Source organism: Lentzea sp. NPDC005914 (assembly GCF_040629405.1).
GTDB lineage: Bacteria > Actinomycetota > Actinomycetes > Mycobacteriales > Pseudonocardiaceae > Lentzea.
This window is the reverse complement of the sequence record NZ_JBEXVQ010000023.1, coordinates 54682-69774: the sequence shown is the minus strand read 5'-3', so window position 1 is coordinate 69774 and position 15093 is coordinate 54682. Positions and strand designations below refer to the sequence as shown.

The following is a 15093-nucleotide window of genomic DNA, read 5'->3' as shown; positions in this document are numbered from 1 at the left end:
TCGACGGCATGGACGGTGAGCCGGCGAACCAGTTCCACGGCGACGCGACCAACGTCGTCCAGGTCCGGGACGTTCACGGCGATCTCCACCTGCACCAACCTCAACCGTCCATCCATCTGGTGACGCCACACCAGCTTCCGGCGGACGTCCGGCAGTTCAGCGGCCGCGACAGCGAACTCCGGCAACTCGACGCGCTGCTCGCCGAAGCGCCTGCCGAAGTGGTCGTCTGCGCGATCGCCGGCACTGCGGGCGTCGGCAAGACCGCCTTGGCTGTGCGGTGGGCACACCGGGCACGAGAGCATTTCCCCGACGGCCAGCTGTACGTCGACCTGCTCGGCTACTCCCCCGACGCACCCGTCACGCCCGCTCAAGCCCTGGAAGGCTTTCTGCACGCCCTCGGCGCGTCCGGCGACGCGGTTCCGCCGCGGCTGCACGACCAGGCCGCGCTCTACCGATCGCTTCTGGACGGACGCAGAGCACTCGTAGTGCTCGACAACGCGAGCTCACCGGACCAGGTGCGCCCGCTCCTGCCCGGTTCGAGCACCTGCTTCGTGCTCGTCACCAGTCGCAGCGACCTGTCCGGTCTCGTCGTCCGCAACGGCGCCCAGCGGCTGACCCTGGACCTGTTGTCCCGCAACGACTCCCTCCACCTTCTCCGCGATCTCGTCGGCGCTCGGGTGGACGCCGAGCCGCAGTCCGCCACGACGCTGGCCGACCAGTGCGGCCGGCTGCCGCTGGCGCTGCGGGTGGCGGGCGAACGAGCCGCGGCCGAGCCGGACCTGCCTCTGAGCGAACTGACCGTGGAGCTGAAGGACGAGCGCGGTCGCCTGGACGTCCTCGCCAGTGACGACGACCGGGACGCGAGCACCGCCGTCCGGGCGGTCCTGTCGTGGTCGTACCGCAACCTGCCACCGCTCGAGGCCAGGCTGTTCCGCTTGCTCGGCCTGCACCCCGGTCCCGACTTCAGCGCGCCGGTAGCCGCCGCGCTGGCCGATGTCGCCTTGCCGCAAGCGAAACGGCTCCTGCAGGCGCTCGCGGGGGCACACCTCGTTGAGGTGAGCGGTCCGGGCAGGTACCGGTTCCACGACGTGCTGCGCCTCTACGCGGCGGAGCTCGCCGAGTCGGAGGAGCCTGCCGCACCGCGTCTCAAGGCGGCTCGCCGCATGCTCTGCTGGTATCTCCATGCCGCGAGCACAGCCGACCGCCTTCTCCTGCCACTGTTCACCGCACCCCACGTCGAGCTGCCGGAACCGCCGGTCACTCCCCCGCCGTTCACCTCCCGCCCGGAAGCCCTGGCGTGGTGCGAGGTCGAAGCGACCAACCTCGCCGCAGCCACCCGCTACGCGGCTCAGCTCGGCGAACACTTGTTGGCGGCGCAGTTTCCCCGAGCCATGTGGAGCTACTACGACCTGCGCAAGCCGTGGACCGACTGGATCGCCACCTTCGAGGTCGGGCTGTCGTCCGCGCGCGTGCTGGGAGATGACAGGAGCCGTGCCTGGATCGTCAGATCGCTCGGCGTCGCCTACTACGACCTCCAGCGTTATGACGAGGCCGCGGTGCTCTTCGAGGAGTCTCTGACGATTCGCCGGAGCATCGGCGACATCGCGGGCATCCCCGGCAGTCTCGACATGCTCGGCTCCACCTACCGCAAACAGGGGTACTCCGACGCCGCCCTCGAGCGCCACCAGGAAGCGCTCGAGATCCGCCTCCAAGGCGACAACAAGCGCGGCCTGGCCGTCACTCTGAACCGGCTCGGTTCCACCTATCGTGATCTCCGGCGGTTCGACGAGTCGCTCGAGCACCTGCATCGCTCTCTCGCACTCAGGCAGGAGATCGGCGATCTTCACGGACAGGGCTTCGCGCTGCACAGCATCGCGGCCACCCACGATCAGCTCGGCCAGCTGGACAAGGCCATGGAGGCCTACGAGCTCTCACTGGCCGCTCGCAGGGAGATCGGCGACCGGCGTGGCGAGGCCGAGGTCCTGCACTGCCTCGGGATCATCCAGCTTCGCCGAGGCCAAGTCGATCACGCACGCGAAGCGTGGACGGAAGCTCTCGCGATCTTCACCGAGCTCGGCGCGCCTCAAGCGGCGGATGCGCGCCGTGAGCTTCAGGCCCTCGGCTCCGAGGAGTCGTAGCGGCCGGACATGGCTCGGGGAGCCTCCCGCGGCCAGAACGCGGACAGGCTCCCCGCCCGAATCTTCGTGTCAGCAGCTCGAACAGCAACCGCAGCCGGGACCCGTGCACCCGGAACAGCACCCACACGTACCCATCAGGGCCTCCCCGTCCTCCAAGCCGGACCTGCGCGGGACATCCGCGCACCCCACGGTCCGCCCCGGCACCAGCCCTGGGAACCCCTCTCACCCGAACGCGTAAGGACAACCACCGGGGAGTCGCAGCGCGTGATATCGCTACGCGCCCAGGTCGTCCAAAGCCTTCTGAGCTGCCTCCAGTTCGGCGCGCAACTGCTCCACGCGAGCGAGTTGCTGAGCACGCGCCGCGTTCAGGACGCCCTCGACGATCTCGGCGACCTCGGGCGTGAGCAGCTTCGCGGCCTGGGCCACCGACGCCGGGGACACCGGGGTCGGGCGGACCGTCTTGCGGGTGCCCTGCAGCACTTCCACTGTCCACTCGCCCTCGCCGACGGACACGAGCGACACCGTGACCTCGGGGGTGGAGCCCTTCGCGGCCGGCTTGCGCGCGGGCTTGGCCGGCGCGGGAGCGGGCTCGGCCACAGGAGCGGGTTTCGGCTTGGGGGCCGCGGGTTTCACCGGCGCCTCCGGAACGTAGGGATGGAGGATCTCAGTCTCTCGCGGCGGCTCCGGCGGCGCAGGGGCCGGGGCCTTCTTGCGTGGCGGCGGTTTCTCCAGCGTCAGCTCGGCAGGGCCGAACGACATCTCGTCCTTCGACCCGGTCGGGCGAACCTGGATGAAATCGCCCTCCTCCGGTTCGGTGAAGGCGAGGAGCTTCGCCGACCTCCCCGCCTCCATGCCCACCGCGGCCGCTGTGAACCACACCAGCGGCTGGGTGCCTCCGTCCAGCTGCGAGCGCAGGCTGTCGACATCCTCCGCCGACAGCCCGCTCTTCTTCGCCATGGCGCTGCCTCCCGCCGTTCGAACACCTGTGCCCCAGCATGCCCTACACCCCTGACAATTCTGAGCACCGGGTCCAACGACAAGATCAGCTACGGGTTTCCGTCGGTCCCGCAGATGTAGCCGGCGTTGATGCAGTTGCGGACGCGTCGCTCCAGTTCGGCCTGATCCCAGGCGTTCATGAAGTCACCGTGGAACGTGTAGCCGGGCGCGCTGGTCACGTTCGTCCCGTTGAGCGTGCCTCCCAATGACAACCCGGTCCCGTTCACCGGATAGGTGATCAGGAACTCGAGCCGCGGCACCACCACCGGATGCGACGCGGGACAGACCAGCCCGACCGCGAACGCCATGTGGTCACGGTGGTTCGCCGAGTCGAGATCCCTGCCGTTCCAACAGGTCGGGAAGTCCAGATACGTCTCGACCTTGGTGCCGGCCGGGCAGTTCAGGAAGTCGCGGCTCGACGGCGACTGCGTGGTGCACGACCACCGTGCCGCAGGGTTCTGGTCCGGAGACGTGGCCTTCGAGTTGCCCACCACGTACCGCAGCCCCTGGGGATACGCGACCGCCTTCTGCCGGTCGTGAATGCCCTGGTAGTAGATCGTCACGCTGTCGGGCGCGACGGCCTGCCCGTTCTTGTACAGCGTCGGCACCCAGTACGCCGACTTGTCCGACACGGGGTTGCAGTTGGTCGTCCCCGCCCGCAGCGACGTCAGCGTCGACTGCGCGTTCGTCGTCCGGTTGCCGAAGAACTCGTGCATGTGTGAGACGCCGGGCTGGTTCTGAAACACGATCGGGTCATCTTGTCGACGATGACTGGACCCGCAGTTGGCCCGGAATTCCGAACCAGGAATCGCCTGCTGCTCGACCATCGCCCGCGCCTGCTCAGCGCTGTAGACGTAACTGTGCCCGGCGTGGGACACACCGGGCTGTGTCAGGACATGCCCCGCCGCCACGAGCGACATCGCCACCGCCGCGACGCCGATCGCTCCTCGAATCCGCACGTGCATGGAATCTCCTCTCGCACCACAGTGTGTGAGAGCGCTCTCATGACAGGTACGGTAAACCTAGTTGCCACTGCGTGTCCACGTGAGGGTTGCTCAGGCCTCTGTTGCTCAGGCTTCCTCGGCCCGCAGCCGGTACTCGCATCCGTACTCGACCGCGTACTGGAGGTCGTAGATGTGCACGATCTTGGGACCGCCGTGCAGGTGCACGTACGTCACCGTCTGCTTCGGGTCCTCCGGCGTGGACGGCAACGAGTCGACCCGGCCGTCGAGGGGACCGCCGACGTACCGCACGACATAGGGTTGAGACACAGCGACCTCCTCTCGCGTTTCTGTCATTCTACGAGGTCGCGTACTAGATTCGTGCCCGATACAGCCGGTTGGCGCACTCGCCAGACCAAGATGCAGCCGCGCAACACATCCGGCCTTGTACGGGCTGCCGTCAATCCTGCTTGCGGGCGCGCGAGGGCTGCACGCGCATCGGCTCGCCCGGCATCTTCGGGTAGTCCGGCGGGTACGGCATCTCGCCGCGCGGGTCGGCGGCGTACCACTCCAGCAGGGTCTCGATGCCGAACGCCTCGGAGTCCAGCCCGGCGTGCAGGTCGCGACGTTCCTCCAGGAACTTCGGCACGGTCAGCACGTCGAAGTCATCTGGATCCACAGTGGACAGTTCGTCCCAGGTGACCGGTGTCGAGACGGTCGCGCGCGGAGTGCCCCGCACCGACCAGGCCGAGGCGATGGTGCGGTCGCGGGCGGCCTGGTTGAAGTCGATGAAGACGCGAGAGCCGCGTTCTTCCTTCCACCACGCCGAAGTCGCCTGATCGGGGGCCCGCTTCTCCACCTCGCGGGCCAGCGCGATCACGGCGTGGCGCACGTCGATGAAGTCCCACGAAGGCCGGATCCGCACGGCGACGTGGATGCCGCGACCGCCGGAAGTCTTGGGATAGCCGGTCAGGCCGGCGTCGGCCAGGACCTCGCGCAGAACGGCGGCGACGGCGGCCGCGTCGCGGAAGTCGGTGCCGGGCTGCGGGTCCAGGTCGATGCGCAGCTCGTCCGGGTGGTCGACGTCGGAACGGCGCACGGGCCAGGGGTGGAAGTCGAAGGTGCCCAGGTTGGCTGCCCACACGATCACGGCTTCGGAGGTGGGGCAGATCTCGTCGGCTGGGCGGCCGGAGGGGAAGCGGACCTGCACTGTCTCGACGTAGTCAGGGGCGCCTTTGGGCACGCGCTTCTGGTAGAACGCCTCGCCTTCGACGCCGTCGACGTAGCGCTTCAGGACGACGGGGCGGTCGCGCAGGACCGACAGGAGAGCGGGAGCGACGGTGCGGTAGTACTCGACCACCTGGCCCTTGGTGATGCCCCGCGCGGGGAAGTACGGCTTGTCCGGGTTGGACACCCGCACCAGCTGGTCACCGACTTCTAGCTCGATCGCCTTCGACTTGGCAGCCACGCCAGAACACTAAAGGCCCCGGACGAACGCCGCGAGCGCCAACTCGAAGCTGTCGCGGTCCAGTTGAGGCGCGACGGCCGGCAGCAGGTGGGCGCGGTCGAGGTGCGGGTAGCGGTCCGAGTAGTCGGCGGGGTCGGCGGAGAAGCCGCTCGAGAACGTGCTCAGGGCCGAGCCGAACACGATGTACATGAGGCCGGCGGCGATCATCGTGGCTTCCCGGCGCGACCATCCCGCGTCGACCAGGGCTCCGTGCAGCAGGTCCAGGCGTTGCAGCGACTCGTCACGGCCCGCGGGGCCGTAGGCCAGGAACGGGACGATGTTCGGGTGTGATGACAGCGCCGCACGGTACGAGCGCGCGCACCGGAGAAGACCTTCCCGCCAGTCGACGTCGAAGCCCGAGACGTCGACTGTAGACAATATGGAGGATGCGATTTCATTGAGCAGCTGATCCTTGGTGCGGACGTGCCCGTACAGCGAGGCAGCTTGAACACCCAGCTCAGCAGCCAGCTTGCGCATCGAGAGGCCGTCGAGGCCGTCACGGTCGATGATGGCCAGAGCGGTCGACCGTATGCGATCGGGACTCAACAGAGGGGTGCTCGGCCGGGGCATGTGGGTTAACCTAACACTGTTCGGTTAATCGGGAGGGCCTGTGGACTTGACGCTTTCGGACGAACACCGGCAGCTCCAAGAGCTGGCGCGGCGCTTCACTGACGAGCGCATCGTCCCCAACGCGACACGCTGGGACCGCGAGGAGGCCATCGACAAAGAGCTGGTCCCCGCGCTCGGCGAGGTCGGGTTCCTCGGGCTCGGCATCGACGAGCGCTACGGCGGGTCCGGCGGCGACAACCTGGCGTACTGCCTGGTGCTCGAAGAGGTCGCGCGCGGCGACTCCGCGGTGAGAGGCATCATCTCGGTCTCGCTCGGGCTGGTCGCCAAGTCGATCGCGAAGCACGGCACCGAAGAGCAGAAGCAACGCTGGCTGCCCGGCCTCACGAGCGGAACCCGGGTCGGCTGCTTCGCCCTCACCGAACCCGGCACCGGCAGCGACGCGGGCAGCCTCGTCACCAAGGCCACGAAGACGGACGACGGCTGGGTGCTCAACGGCCGCAAGGTCTTCATTACCAACGGCACGTGGGCGGACGTCGCGCTGGTGTTCGCGCGCACCGGAGGCCCAGGTCCGAAGGGCATCAGCGCCTTCCTGGTTCCCACGAACGCCGAAGGCTTCACCGCCACCGAGATCAAGGGCAAGCTCGGCATGCGCGGCCAGGCCACCGCGGAGATCACCCTCGAAGACGTCCACGTCCCCCACGACGCCCTGCTCAGCGAAGAAGGCTTCAAGCTCGCGATGCAGGCGCTCGACAAAGGCCGCATGTCGGTGGCGGCAGGCTGTGTCGGAGCGGCGAGAGGTGCGCTCGAGGCGGCGCTGAAGTACGCCAAGGAACGCGAACAGTTCGGCAAGCCCATCGCGGGCTTCCAGCTGGTCCAGGAACTCCTGGCCGACATGGCCGTGGAAACCGACGCCGCGAGGCTGCTGACCTGGCGCGTCGCCGACCTCGCCGACCGCGGCCAGCCGTTCAGCACCGAGGCCAGCATGGCCAAGCTCTACGCCAGCGAAGCGGCCGTGAAAGTCGCCAACAACGCCATCCAGGTCTTCGGCGGCTACGGCTACATCGACGAGTACCCCGTGGGCAAGTACCTCCGCGACGCCCGCGTCACCACCCTCTACGAGGGCACCAGCCAGATCCAGAAACTGCTCATCGGCCGAGCGCTGACGGGCATCAACGCGTTCATCTGAAAGGGCAGAAATGGACTTCACGCTCGACGAAGAGCAGAAGGAGATCCGCGACTGGGTGCGGACCTTCGTGCGCAAGGAGATCATCCCGCTGGAGCCCGAGGTGCTGCGCCGCGAACGGGCCGGCCAGCCGGGTCTGCCGAAGGAAGAGCTCAAGGCGCTGCAGGACAAGGCGAAGCAGGCCGGGTTCTTCGGCGTGAACACGCCGCAGGAGTACGGCGGCATGGGCCTCGGCGCGATGATGACCGCGCTCATCGAGGGCGAGCTCGGCCGCAGCTTCGTCCCGTTCCGGTTCGGCGGCTACGCGGACAACATCCTGTTCCACGGCAACGAGGAGCAGAAGCAGCGCTACCTGCTGCCGACGATCTCCGGCGAGCGCGTGTCGTGCTTCGCGATCACCGAGCCCGGCGCCGGCAGTGACGCCAAGGCCATCCGCACGACCGCCGTCAAGGACGGCAGCGAGTGGGTGATCAACGGCGAGAAGACGTTCATCACGCAGGGCAACGAGGCCGACTTCGTGATGGTCTTCGCCATCACCGACAAGGAGAAGGGCGCCGACGGCGGCGTCACGTGCTTCCTCGTCGACCGCGACATGGGCTGGAAGTCCGAGCCCATCCCGACCATGGGCCAGTGGGGCCCGGCGGCGCTCGTGTTCGACAACGTGCGGGTGCCGGAGGAGAACATCCTCGGCGAGCTCGGCAAGGGCTTCAACCTGGCGATGCAGTGGATCGGCCAGGGCCGCTACCTGCTGCCCGCCCGTGCGCTGGGCAGTGTCGAGCGGCTCGTCGAGATGGCGATCGAGCAGGCCAAGAACCGCGTCACCTTCGGGCAGCCCATCGCCGAGTACCAGGCGATCCAGTGGATGATCGCGGACTCCGCGGTCGAGATCGAGGCACTGCGCTGGCTCGTGCTGCACGCCGCGTGGCTCGTCGACCAGAAGCAGGACTCGCGGCAGGCGCAGTCCATCGCGAAGCTCTACGGCGGCATCAAGGCCAACGAGATCGTCGACCGCGTCCTGCAGATCCACGGCGGCATGGGCTACACGCGCGAGCTGCCGATCGAGCGCTGGTACCGCGAGCTGCGGCTGCTGCGGATCTACGAGGGCACCGACGAGATCCAGCGCCGCACGATCGCCCGCAACCTCCTCAAGGGCCACGCGAACATCCGGGGCACGCTCGGATAGTTCTATCTTGGGTGAATGCTCCAGCACGACATCCTCGGCGTCGTCGAACGACAGGTCCGCACCTGGTCGGCCGACGACGCCGAGGTGTACGCGGCGGCGACCGGCGGCTACTCCCCCGCGTTCGCCATCCCGTTGCTGCAGCACGGCGGCCCGCAACTGGGGCTGACCGGCGCCGACATGACCCAGGTCCTGCACGCCGAACAGTCGCTGTGGCTGCACAAGCCGCTCCCCCGGCACGGCTCGGCGGTCGTCACCAAGACCGTCACCGACATCTACGACAAGGGCTCGGGAGCTCTGGTCGTCAGCACCTGGGAGTCGGAGTTCGCGAAGACCCGCTCGTCGTGCTTCCTCAAGGGCGAGGGCGGTTTCGGCGGCGAACGCGGCGAAAACCGGACGTTCGCGGTCCCCGGCACCGAGCCCGAGGTCAGCTTCTTCAGCACGAAGACCGACCAGGCACTCAGGTACTGCGAAACGGGCGACGTGAACCCGATGCACCACGACGAGGAGTTCGCGAAACGGGCCGGATTCCCCAGACCGATCCTGCACGGCCTGTGCACGCTCGGAATCACCGTGCGCGGCAAGAACTTCACCGAGCTGCACGCCCGCTTCACCGCCCCGGTGCTCCCGGGAGACGAGCTCAGGATCGAGCACTGGCCGACCGGTGAGTTCCGCACGTCGACGCGCGAGAAACAGGTAATCATCGGATGGGTTCGGTTTTCCGAAGTGGACGGCCGCTGAAAGTACGCACGATCGCACCATGAGTAGTGCCCTGGCGACCGTGGACACCGGATTCGACCCGGTCCGCGTTGCGGTGGAGTCCCGAGACCTGATCAGCGCGGCCGGTGTGACGCACCTGTTGAAGACATCACCGCGCGTGCGTGTGGTGCAGGAACGCACGGACGCGCAAGTCTTACTCGCTGTCGTGAACGAGCTGTGCGCGCAGCAGGCGGCACGGCTGCGGGCCATCGGCTCGTCGAGGATCGTGGTGATCGCGGCACGGGTGCACGACCTCACGCCGTCGATCGCCGCTCAGGCCGGGCTCGCGAACCCCTTGCGGCGCGCGGACGTCAACGCCGAACGCCTGATCAAGATCCTCGTCGCCGGCCAGTCGGTGCAGGAGCGGTCGGCGGTGCTGAACGACCGTGACCTGCAACTGCTGCGGCTGCTGGCCGACGGCGCGACGATCGCGGAGGTCGCCGCGCGGCTGTTCTGCTCGGAGCGGACCGTGAAGTACGCGCTGCACCAGCTGCTGGAACGGTTCGGGCTGCGCAACCGGGTGCACGCCGTGGCGTGGGCCATCCGCTCGGGTCTGCTCTAGGCCGCGCGGGAAGCGTGGTACTGGTCCCACGTGATCGTGCCCTGCAGCACGTCGTGCACGTCGTGCTCGGGTGCGGCGGGCACGATCGGGGTGCGCTGCGGAGCGTTGTCGTGGTGGCCGGACATCGTGAGGGCTCCCGTCGTTTCGTTGCTGTTGCTGGCAAAGAACGACGAGATCACAGCACCCGGTTCACCTCCGTTTGGGTGACAACGAGTCTCAAATGGCTCCGAAGACCGAGGACAGCTGCACCCGCCTGCTGATTCCGGCCTTGCGGTAGACGCGGGTCAGATGCAGCTCGACGGCGCGCTGGGTCACGTTGAACCGTGTGGCGATCTCCCGGTTCGTCTCCCCTTCCAGCGCCAGCTCGACGATCCGCGACTCGTGCGGCGTGAGCTTCCCCCACGCGCCACAGCGCACAAGTGCGGGCCGCTCGACCAACGCCGCCCGCGCCTGCTCCACCAGCTCGGCGACTCCGGCACGTTCCGCGTCGGCCAACGCGGCCCGCGGCGCACCCAGGGCGAGCTGCAGGCGCGCCCGCTGGTGCAGCAGCACCGTGCACACCCACGCGGGTGACAACGTGCCCGTGTAACCCAGCCGCACCAACATCTCCCGCGCCTCGCCGAGCCGTCCGCAGTCCACACAGGACGCCACGAACGCCGCTGCCGCCAGAGCCGCACAGCCTCGTGCCGGGGAAACGTGCTCCGCCAACGAGTTCATGAGCCGGAACACCTCGGCGTGACGACCGTTCGCCCCGTGCGCCCACATCTCCAGGGCGACCAGCCAGTCGTTCTCCGTGCCCACGAGCCGGTCCCGCGGCGCGAGATCCAGCAGGACGCGCGGGGACCCACCGCGCAGAAGTCCAAGCCCCGCAAGGACGAACGACGGCATCGCGTGCTTCGGCAGGTCGCCGAACACCTGCTCGGCACCCTCGCCCGACCAGAACGCGCGCAACGCGGGCGCGACCGGTGAGTCGACGACCTCCCGCTCGCTCAACGGACTCATGGCCATCGCGACCGCCCGGAACGACTCCGGCGGCCCTTCGTCACCGGCGGGCACACCGAGAACGTCCTCGTCGCACTGCCAGTCCAGCACCACGGCGGCGAGCCGGTCCAGGGCACCGTCCGGGTTCCCCTCGGCGGAAAGCCGCTGCCAGCACCGCGCCAACTCGTCGGCCCTGGGCGCCATCCCGCACCTCAGATGAAGGTCCGCCATCCCGATCGCCACCTGGGCCGCGACCTGACGGCTCATCGGCTCGCGCAGCGCCGCCCGCAGGCACCGGATCGCCTGCTCGGGCCGCGCCGCCGCCCTGTGCAGCCGGGCCGCCGTGCGCAACACCGGCGCCGCCCACCGCGTCCCGACAGGGTCAGCGCACGCCACGAGGTGCTCGGCCACCGCGGTCGCCGGATCCGCTCGGCGGTGCATCGTTCCCGCGGCCGCGCGGTGCAGGCGTTCCCGCGAACCAGGTGCCATTTCATGCCAGACCGCACGGCTCAGCGCGGGCGTCCGGAGACGCATCGGTTCGCCGGCGACAAGGCGAGCGTCCAATAGCCGCTCAAAAGCGGCGAGCGTGTCGCACGACCCCATTCCGGCGACCTCGCACAGCAGGTCCAACGGCGCATTCCCCAGCACCGCGAGCGCGCGGGCAACGGTCACCGCGTCGGCGTCCAGCACCTCCCACCACCGCCGCACGGCCCGCAGCAGACGGGGCAGCCGCAATCCGCGCAACGAATCGGCACAGAGTTCGGCGGGTTCCACAAGATCGAGGACATCGCTCAGGACGCCCGGCGCGCCCCCGGTGTACTCGAGGCACAGCGCGGTCAGTTCGGGTGAGGCCTCGACGTCGGCCCGGCGGCGGATCAACTCGGCCACCGCGTCGGCGCCGACAGGCCGCAACGGCACCCGCACGGCGTCCGGCACCAGGCCCTCGGGATCGTGGTCCCCGGCGAGCACCACCGCACCCCGGAACCGTGCCAGCCGCTCGATGTCCTCGGCGCTGAGCTGCTCGACGTCGTCCACCAGGAGCAACGTGCCTGCCCCCGACAACGCCCGCAGCCCGCGCACCGGTCGCATTCCGCTGCGCACCGCGATCGACGAAGCGACGGACAACAACGCGCTCTTGCCCATGCCCGTTGCGCCGTGCACAACGCACGACCGCCCAGCGCCCAGCGCGGCCGTCAACGCGGCGATCTCCCGCTCCCGGCCCGCCAGCACGCCACCGGCCTGGCGCACAACGGCCTCGACGAGGCCAGGGCGGAACGGGGCAACCATGTGTTCCAGCAAAACGCCGGGAGCTGGGAAGAACCATGCAGAAGAACCGGCAGAAATTCCGCAGGTCTGCCCGTTCGCACAGGTCCGTCTCGATTGGCGGGCCTTCATTGGCAAGTCTGGCATTCCCCGTGAATTCCATTGACAGCACGATGGAATCGGTAAAGGCGACAGGTCACCTTGAACCAATTCGGGAGCCATTACGTGAGAACTGCTGAACACCGGCGAACACCTCAGGGAGTCCCGATGCGGGTCGCATCACGCACCGTCTTCGACTTCGTCCGGCCGAGCGGCACCACCGCCCCGGTCGAGACCGAGCTGCTCTACCAGGCGGACGACCCGTTCGCGGTGACGATGAGATTCCACGCGGGAGGCTCGGTCGCGACCTGGATCATGAGCAGGGACCTGCTGGCCGAGGGCATGACCAAGGCGACGGGCATCGGCGACGTCCGGCTGCGGCCGCACGCGAGCCGCACGCTGGTGCTGGAACTGGTCTCCGACCTGCACGTCACCGTGTTCCGGCTGCCGACCGGGACGCTGCGCAAGTTCCTCGACGCGACCTACCGGCTCGTGCCGCCCGGCGCCGAGCACTTCGACGCGGACGCGTTCCTGGAAACGGTTCTGCGCTGATGGTTCTGCGCTGACGGTTCTACGCCGGCAGTTCTACCCCTGGCAGCCTGAGCGCCGCAGTCAGCTCGTGCTGCAGCTTGGTCATGCCGGGCGACTCGTAGCCGTCAGACTCCGCGAGCGCGCGCACCCTGTGCCGTCTGGCCGCGTCGTGGTCGTTCATCCGGTCGCAGACGGCCGCGAGCGCGATCAGGGCCGACACCTTGGCCTCCGGGTCGGCCACCCCCTCGGCGGCGGCGGTGAGCTCGCCACGTGCCTCGGCGAGACGTCCGGCGGTGGACAGCGCGAGGCCGCGCGTGTGGTGCAGCAACGCCCGCACGCTCGCCACTGAGTCGCCCATGAGCGCGCCCGCCTCGGCCGTCACGGCCAGTGCCTCGTCGATGTCGCCCGCCGCGGTGAGGCAGTCCGAGAGCCGGAGCATCAACTGGGCGGCGTTCTCCTTCGCCACGCCACCCCTGGTGCCGCGCACCGCCCGTTCCTCGGCGACGCACGCACGGTGGGTCTCCACCCCTTCGGCGTATCGGCCGAGCCGTTGCAGCAGCACTCCCGCGAACGACAGGGAGATCACCACGCCCAGCGGCAACTCGGCCTCGCGGAACAGCTCGGCAGCGAGACGAGCGTGCGTCACACCCGTCTCGTGGCTGCCGGTGCGGGTCTCGATGGCCGCGCGGTAGTAGTGCGCCCAGGCCGTTTCGAGCACCGAACCGCACTCCTCGGCAACGCACAGGGCTCGCTCGTATGTCGCCATGGCCAGCGGAATGTTCGTTACACGCGCTGTATACACCCAGCACACGAAGTTGAGCTGCTGGGCTTCCTGCTCCTGTATACCGAGTGCATGCGCCGCGTCGACACCGGCCGAGTAGACCTCCAGCCAGAGGTCCCCCGCGCCGCGATGGTCCGAGTACCAGTGCATCGACCGGGCCAGCGCCAGCACCTGCTCGTGCGCGCCCTCTTCGACCGCCTCGCGGAACGCGGCACGCCAGTTCGTGAGCTCGGCGGAGAGCCAGCGGTCCGCGCTCGCCAGATCTGACGCGCCTTGGTCGTCGGGGTGGAACGACGACGCGGCGAGCGTTGCGGTCGTCAGCAACCAATCGCGCGTACGCAGGCGGTGTGCGTCGAGGTCGGGCTCCTCGCTGTGCAAGCGTTCGCGCGCGTAGTCGCGGATCAGGTCGTGGCACGAGTACCGGCCCGGAAGCTCCGGCCGCAGCAGCGACGCGTCGACGAGCTCCTCCAGCAACGTCTCGGCGTCCTCAGCCGGGATGTCCGCGGCGACCGCGGCCAGCGCGACGGACGTGTCCGGGCCGTGCACCAGCGCGAGCCTGCGGAAGATGGTCCGGGTGTCCGGCGCGAGCTGGCGGTAGGACAGCTCGAACGCCGACCGCACCTGGACGTCTCCTGCCGCGAGCACGTCGAGGCGTTCGCGTTCGTCGGAGAGCTGGTCGGCGAGGTGGCGCAACGACCACGTGGTGCGGCCGGTCAGCCGGTGGCCCGCGATGGCCAGCGCCAGCGGAACTCCCCCGCACAGCGTCGCGACGAGGTCAGCGGACTCCTGGTCGGCCTCGACCCGCTCGGCTCCCGCAGCCGCGGCGAGCAGCGTGACGGCATCGTCGTGGCGCAGCGGGCCGAGGTCGAAGCGGGACCGGCAGTCCAGGCCCGCCAGCACGTTGCGGCTGGTCACCAGCACGAGCGAGCCGGGACTCGCGGCGAGCAGCGGCCGGACCTGGGCCTCGTTCGCAGCGTTGTCGAGTACGAGCAGCACGGTCCGTTCACGCAGCATCGACCGGTACAGACGGAAACGGTCGTCGGCGTCGGACGGCATCCGCACGTCCGGCACCCCGAACGCCCGCAGCACTCGCTCCGCCGCGCGTTCCGGGGTGAGCGGGGCGGTGTCCATGCCGCGCAGGTCGAGATAGAGCACGCCGTCGGTGAACGTGCCAGCGAACCGGTGCGCGGCGTCGACCGCGAGAGAGGTCTTGCCGACGCCGGGCGGTCCGTGCACGACGACGACGTCCAGCACCGACGACGCGTTCGCACGCCCGATGCACTCCGCGAGGTCTTGTTGCTCCTGAGCGCGGCCAACGAGAACCTTGGCCGCGGGGAGCGCGCAGTCGGTGCGTTCAGAGCGGGGTGCGGAGACTTCCGGCGACCGGGCGAGCGCGACGAACTCCCGCGCCTCGCCGTCGTCGAGGCCGAGTCCGGTCACCAAAAGGTCGACCGTCTGTGCCTGCGGGGTCTGCACGCGGCCGCGTTCGAGGTCGCTCAACGTGCGCACGCTCAACCCGGTGCGCGCGGCGAGATCCTCCTGCGTGAGGGTCGCCCGGCGCCGATAGAACCGCAAAAACTCGCTGAAGGTGGTCGCCCGCAT

At 69.0% G+C, this 15093-nt stretch carries 14 protein-coding genes; 6 read left to right on the top strand and 8 right to left on the bottom strand.

Going from position 1 to position 15093, the window contains the following annotated elements:
• The first annotated feature begins 8 nt into the window (after nt 1-8).
• A complete protein-coding gene (locus ABZ345_RS29250; RefSeq protein WP_359855467.1) occupies nt 9-2138 on the top strand; it encodes a tetratricopeptide repeat protein in 2130 nt (709 codons plus the stop codon).
• A 273-nt stretch (nt 2139-2411) separates the two neighbouring features.
• Here ABZ345_RS29250 and ABZ345_RS29245 read toward each other — a convergent pair whose 3' ends face one another.
• The 5 genes from ABZ345_RS29245 to ABZ345_RS29225 all read right to left on the bottom strand — a co-directional run bounded on the left by ABZ345_RS29245 (nt 2412) and on the right by ABZ345_RS29225 (nt 6152).
• Nucleotides 2412-3095, bottom strand: a complete 684-nt coding sequence (locus ABZ345_RS29245; protein ID WP_359855464.1) for a DUF6319 family protein — start codon at nt 3093-3095, stop codon at nt 2412-2414.
• Nucleotides 3096-3184: 89 nt separating this feature from the next.
• Nucleotides 3185-4099 (bottom strand): DUF1996 domain-containing protein, encoded by a 915-nt coding sequence (locus ABZ345_RS29240; protein ID WP_359855461.1) that lies wholly within the window; start codon nt 4097-4099, stop codon nt 3185-3187.
• Between the two features lie 105 nt (nt 4100-4204).
• Entirely contained in the window at nt 4205-4405 is a 201-nt protein-coding gene (locus ABZ345_RS29235; RefSeq protein ID WP_359855458.1) for a hypothetical protein, read from the bottom strand.
• A gap of 130 nt (nt 4406-4535) precedes the next feature.
• The gene (gene ligD / locus ABZ345_RS29230) at nt 4536-5543 is read right to left on the bottom strand and encodes a non-homologous end-joining DNA ligase (RefSeq protein WP_359855455.1); all 1008 of its coding nucleotides are present in this window, start codon (nt 5541-5543) and stop codon (nt 4536-4538) included.
• 9 nt (nt 5544-5552) lie between these two features.
• Complete coding sequence (locus ABZ345_RS29225) at nt 5553-6152, bottom strand: TetR family transcriptional regulator (RefSeq protein ID WP_359855452.1); 600 nt, start codon at nt 6150-6152, stop codon at nt 5553-5555.
• 40 nt (nt 6153-6192) lie between these two features.
• On the opposite strand from ABZ345_RS29225, the gene ABZ345_RS29220 reads away from it, so the two are divergent.
• The 4 genes from ABZ345_RS29220 to ABZ345_RS29205 are packed head-to-tail and all read left to right on the top strand — an operon-like array spanning nt 6193 to nt 9836.
• Nucleotides 6193-7338 (top strand): acyl-CoA dehydrogenase family protein, encoded by a 1146-nt coding sequence (locus ABZ345_RS29220; protein ID WP_359855449.1) that lies wholly within the window; start codon nt 6193-6195, stop codon nt 7336-7338.
• Between the two features lie 10 nt (nt 7339-7348).
• Nucleotides 7349-8518, top strand: coding sequence for an acyl-CoA dehydrogenase family protein (locus tag ABZ345_RS29215; RefSeq protein WP_359855448.1), 1170 nt, complete (start codon nt 7349-7351; stop codon nt 8516-8518).
• Between the two features lie 15 nt (nt 8519-8533).
• Nucleotides 8534-9256: a MaoC/PaaZ C-terminal domain-containing protein gene (locus tag ABZ345_RS29210; protein WP_359855445.1), complete on the top strand. Its 723-nt coding sequence runs from the start codon at nt 8534-8536 to the stop codon at nt 9254-9256.
• Nucleotides 9257-9275: 19 nt separating this feature from the next.
• Nucleotides 9276-9836: a helix-turn-helix transcriptional regulator gene (locus tag ABZ345_RS29205; RefSeq protein ID WP_359855442.1), complete on the top strand. Its 561-nt coding sequence runs from the start codon at nt 9276-9278 to the stop codon at nt 9834-9836.
• Here ABZ345_RS29205 and ABZ345_RS29200 read toward each other — a convergent pair.
• Both ABZ345_RS29200 and ABZ345_RS29195 read right to left on the bottom strand, forming a co-directional pair.
• Complete coding sequence (locus ABZ345_RS29200) at nt 9833-10015, bottom strand: hypothetical protein (protein WP_359855440.1); 183 nt, start codon at nt 10013-10015, stop codon at nt 9833-9835. The two genes, ABZ345_RS29205 and ABZ345_RS29200, sit on opposite strands and share 4 nt — an antisense overlap.
• A 37-nt stretch (nt 10016-10052) precedes the next feature.
• Nucleotides 10053-12104: a helix-turn-helix transcriptional regulator gene (locus ABZ345_RS29195; protein WP_359855437.1), complete on the bottom strand. Its 2052-nt coding sequence runs from the start codon at nt 12102-12104 to the stop codon at nt 10053-10055.
• Between the two features lie 243 nt (nt 12105-12347).
• On the opposite strand from ABZ345_RS29195, the gene ABZ345_RS29190 reads away from it, so the two are divergent.
• Nucleotides 12348-12731 (top strand): SsgA family sporulation/cell division regulator, encoded by a 384-nt coding sequence (locus ABZ345_RS29190; protein WP_359855435.1) that lies wholly within the window; start codon nt 12348-12350, stop codon nt 12729-12731.
• Nucleotides 12732-12750: 19 nt separating this feature from the next.
• Here the strand turns inward: ABZ345_RS29190 and ABZ345_RS29185 are convergent, their stop codons facing one another.
• A complete protein-coding gene (locus ABZ345_RS29185; RefSeq protein WP_359855433.1) occupies nt 12751-15093 on the bottom strand; it encodes an NB-ARC domain-containing protein in 2343 nt (780 codons plus the stop codon).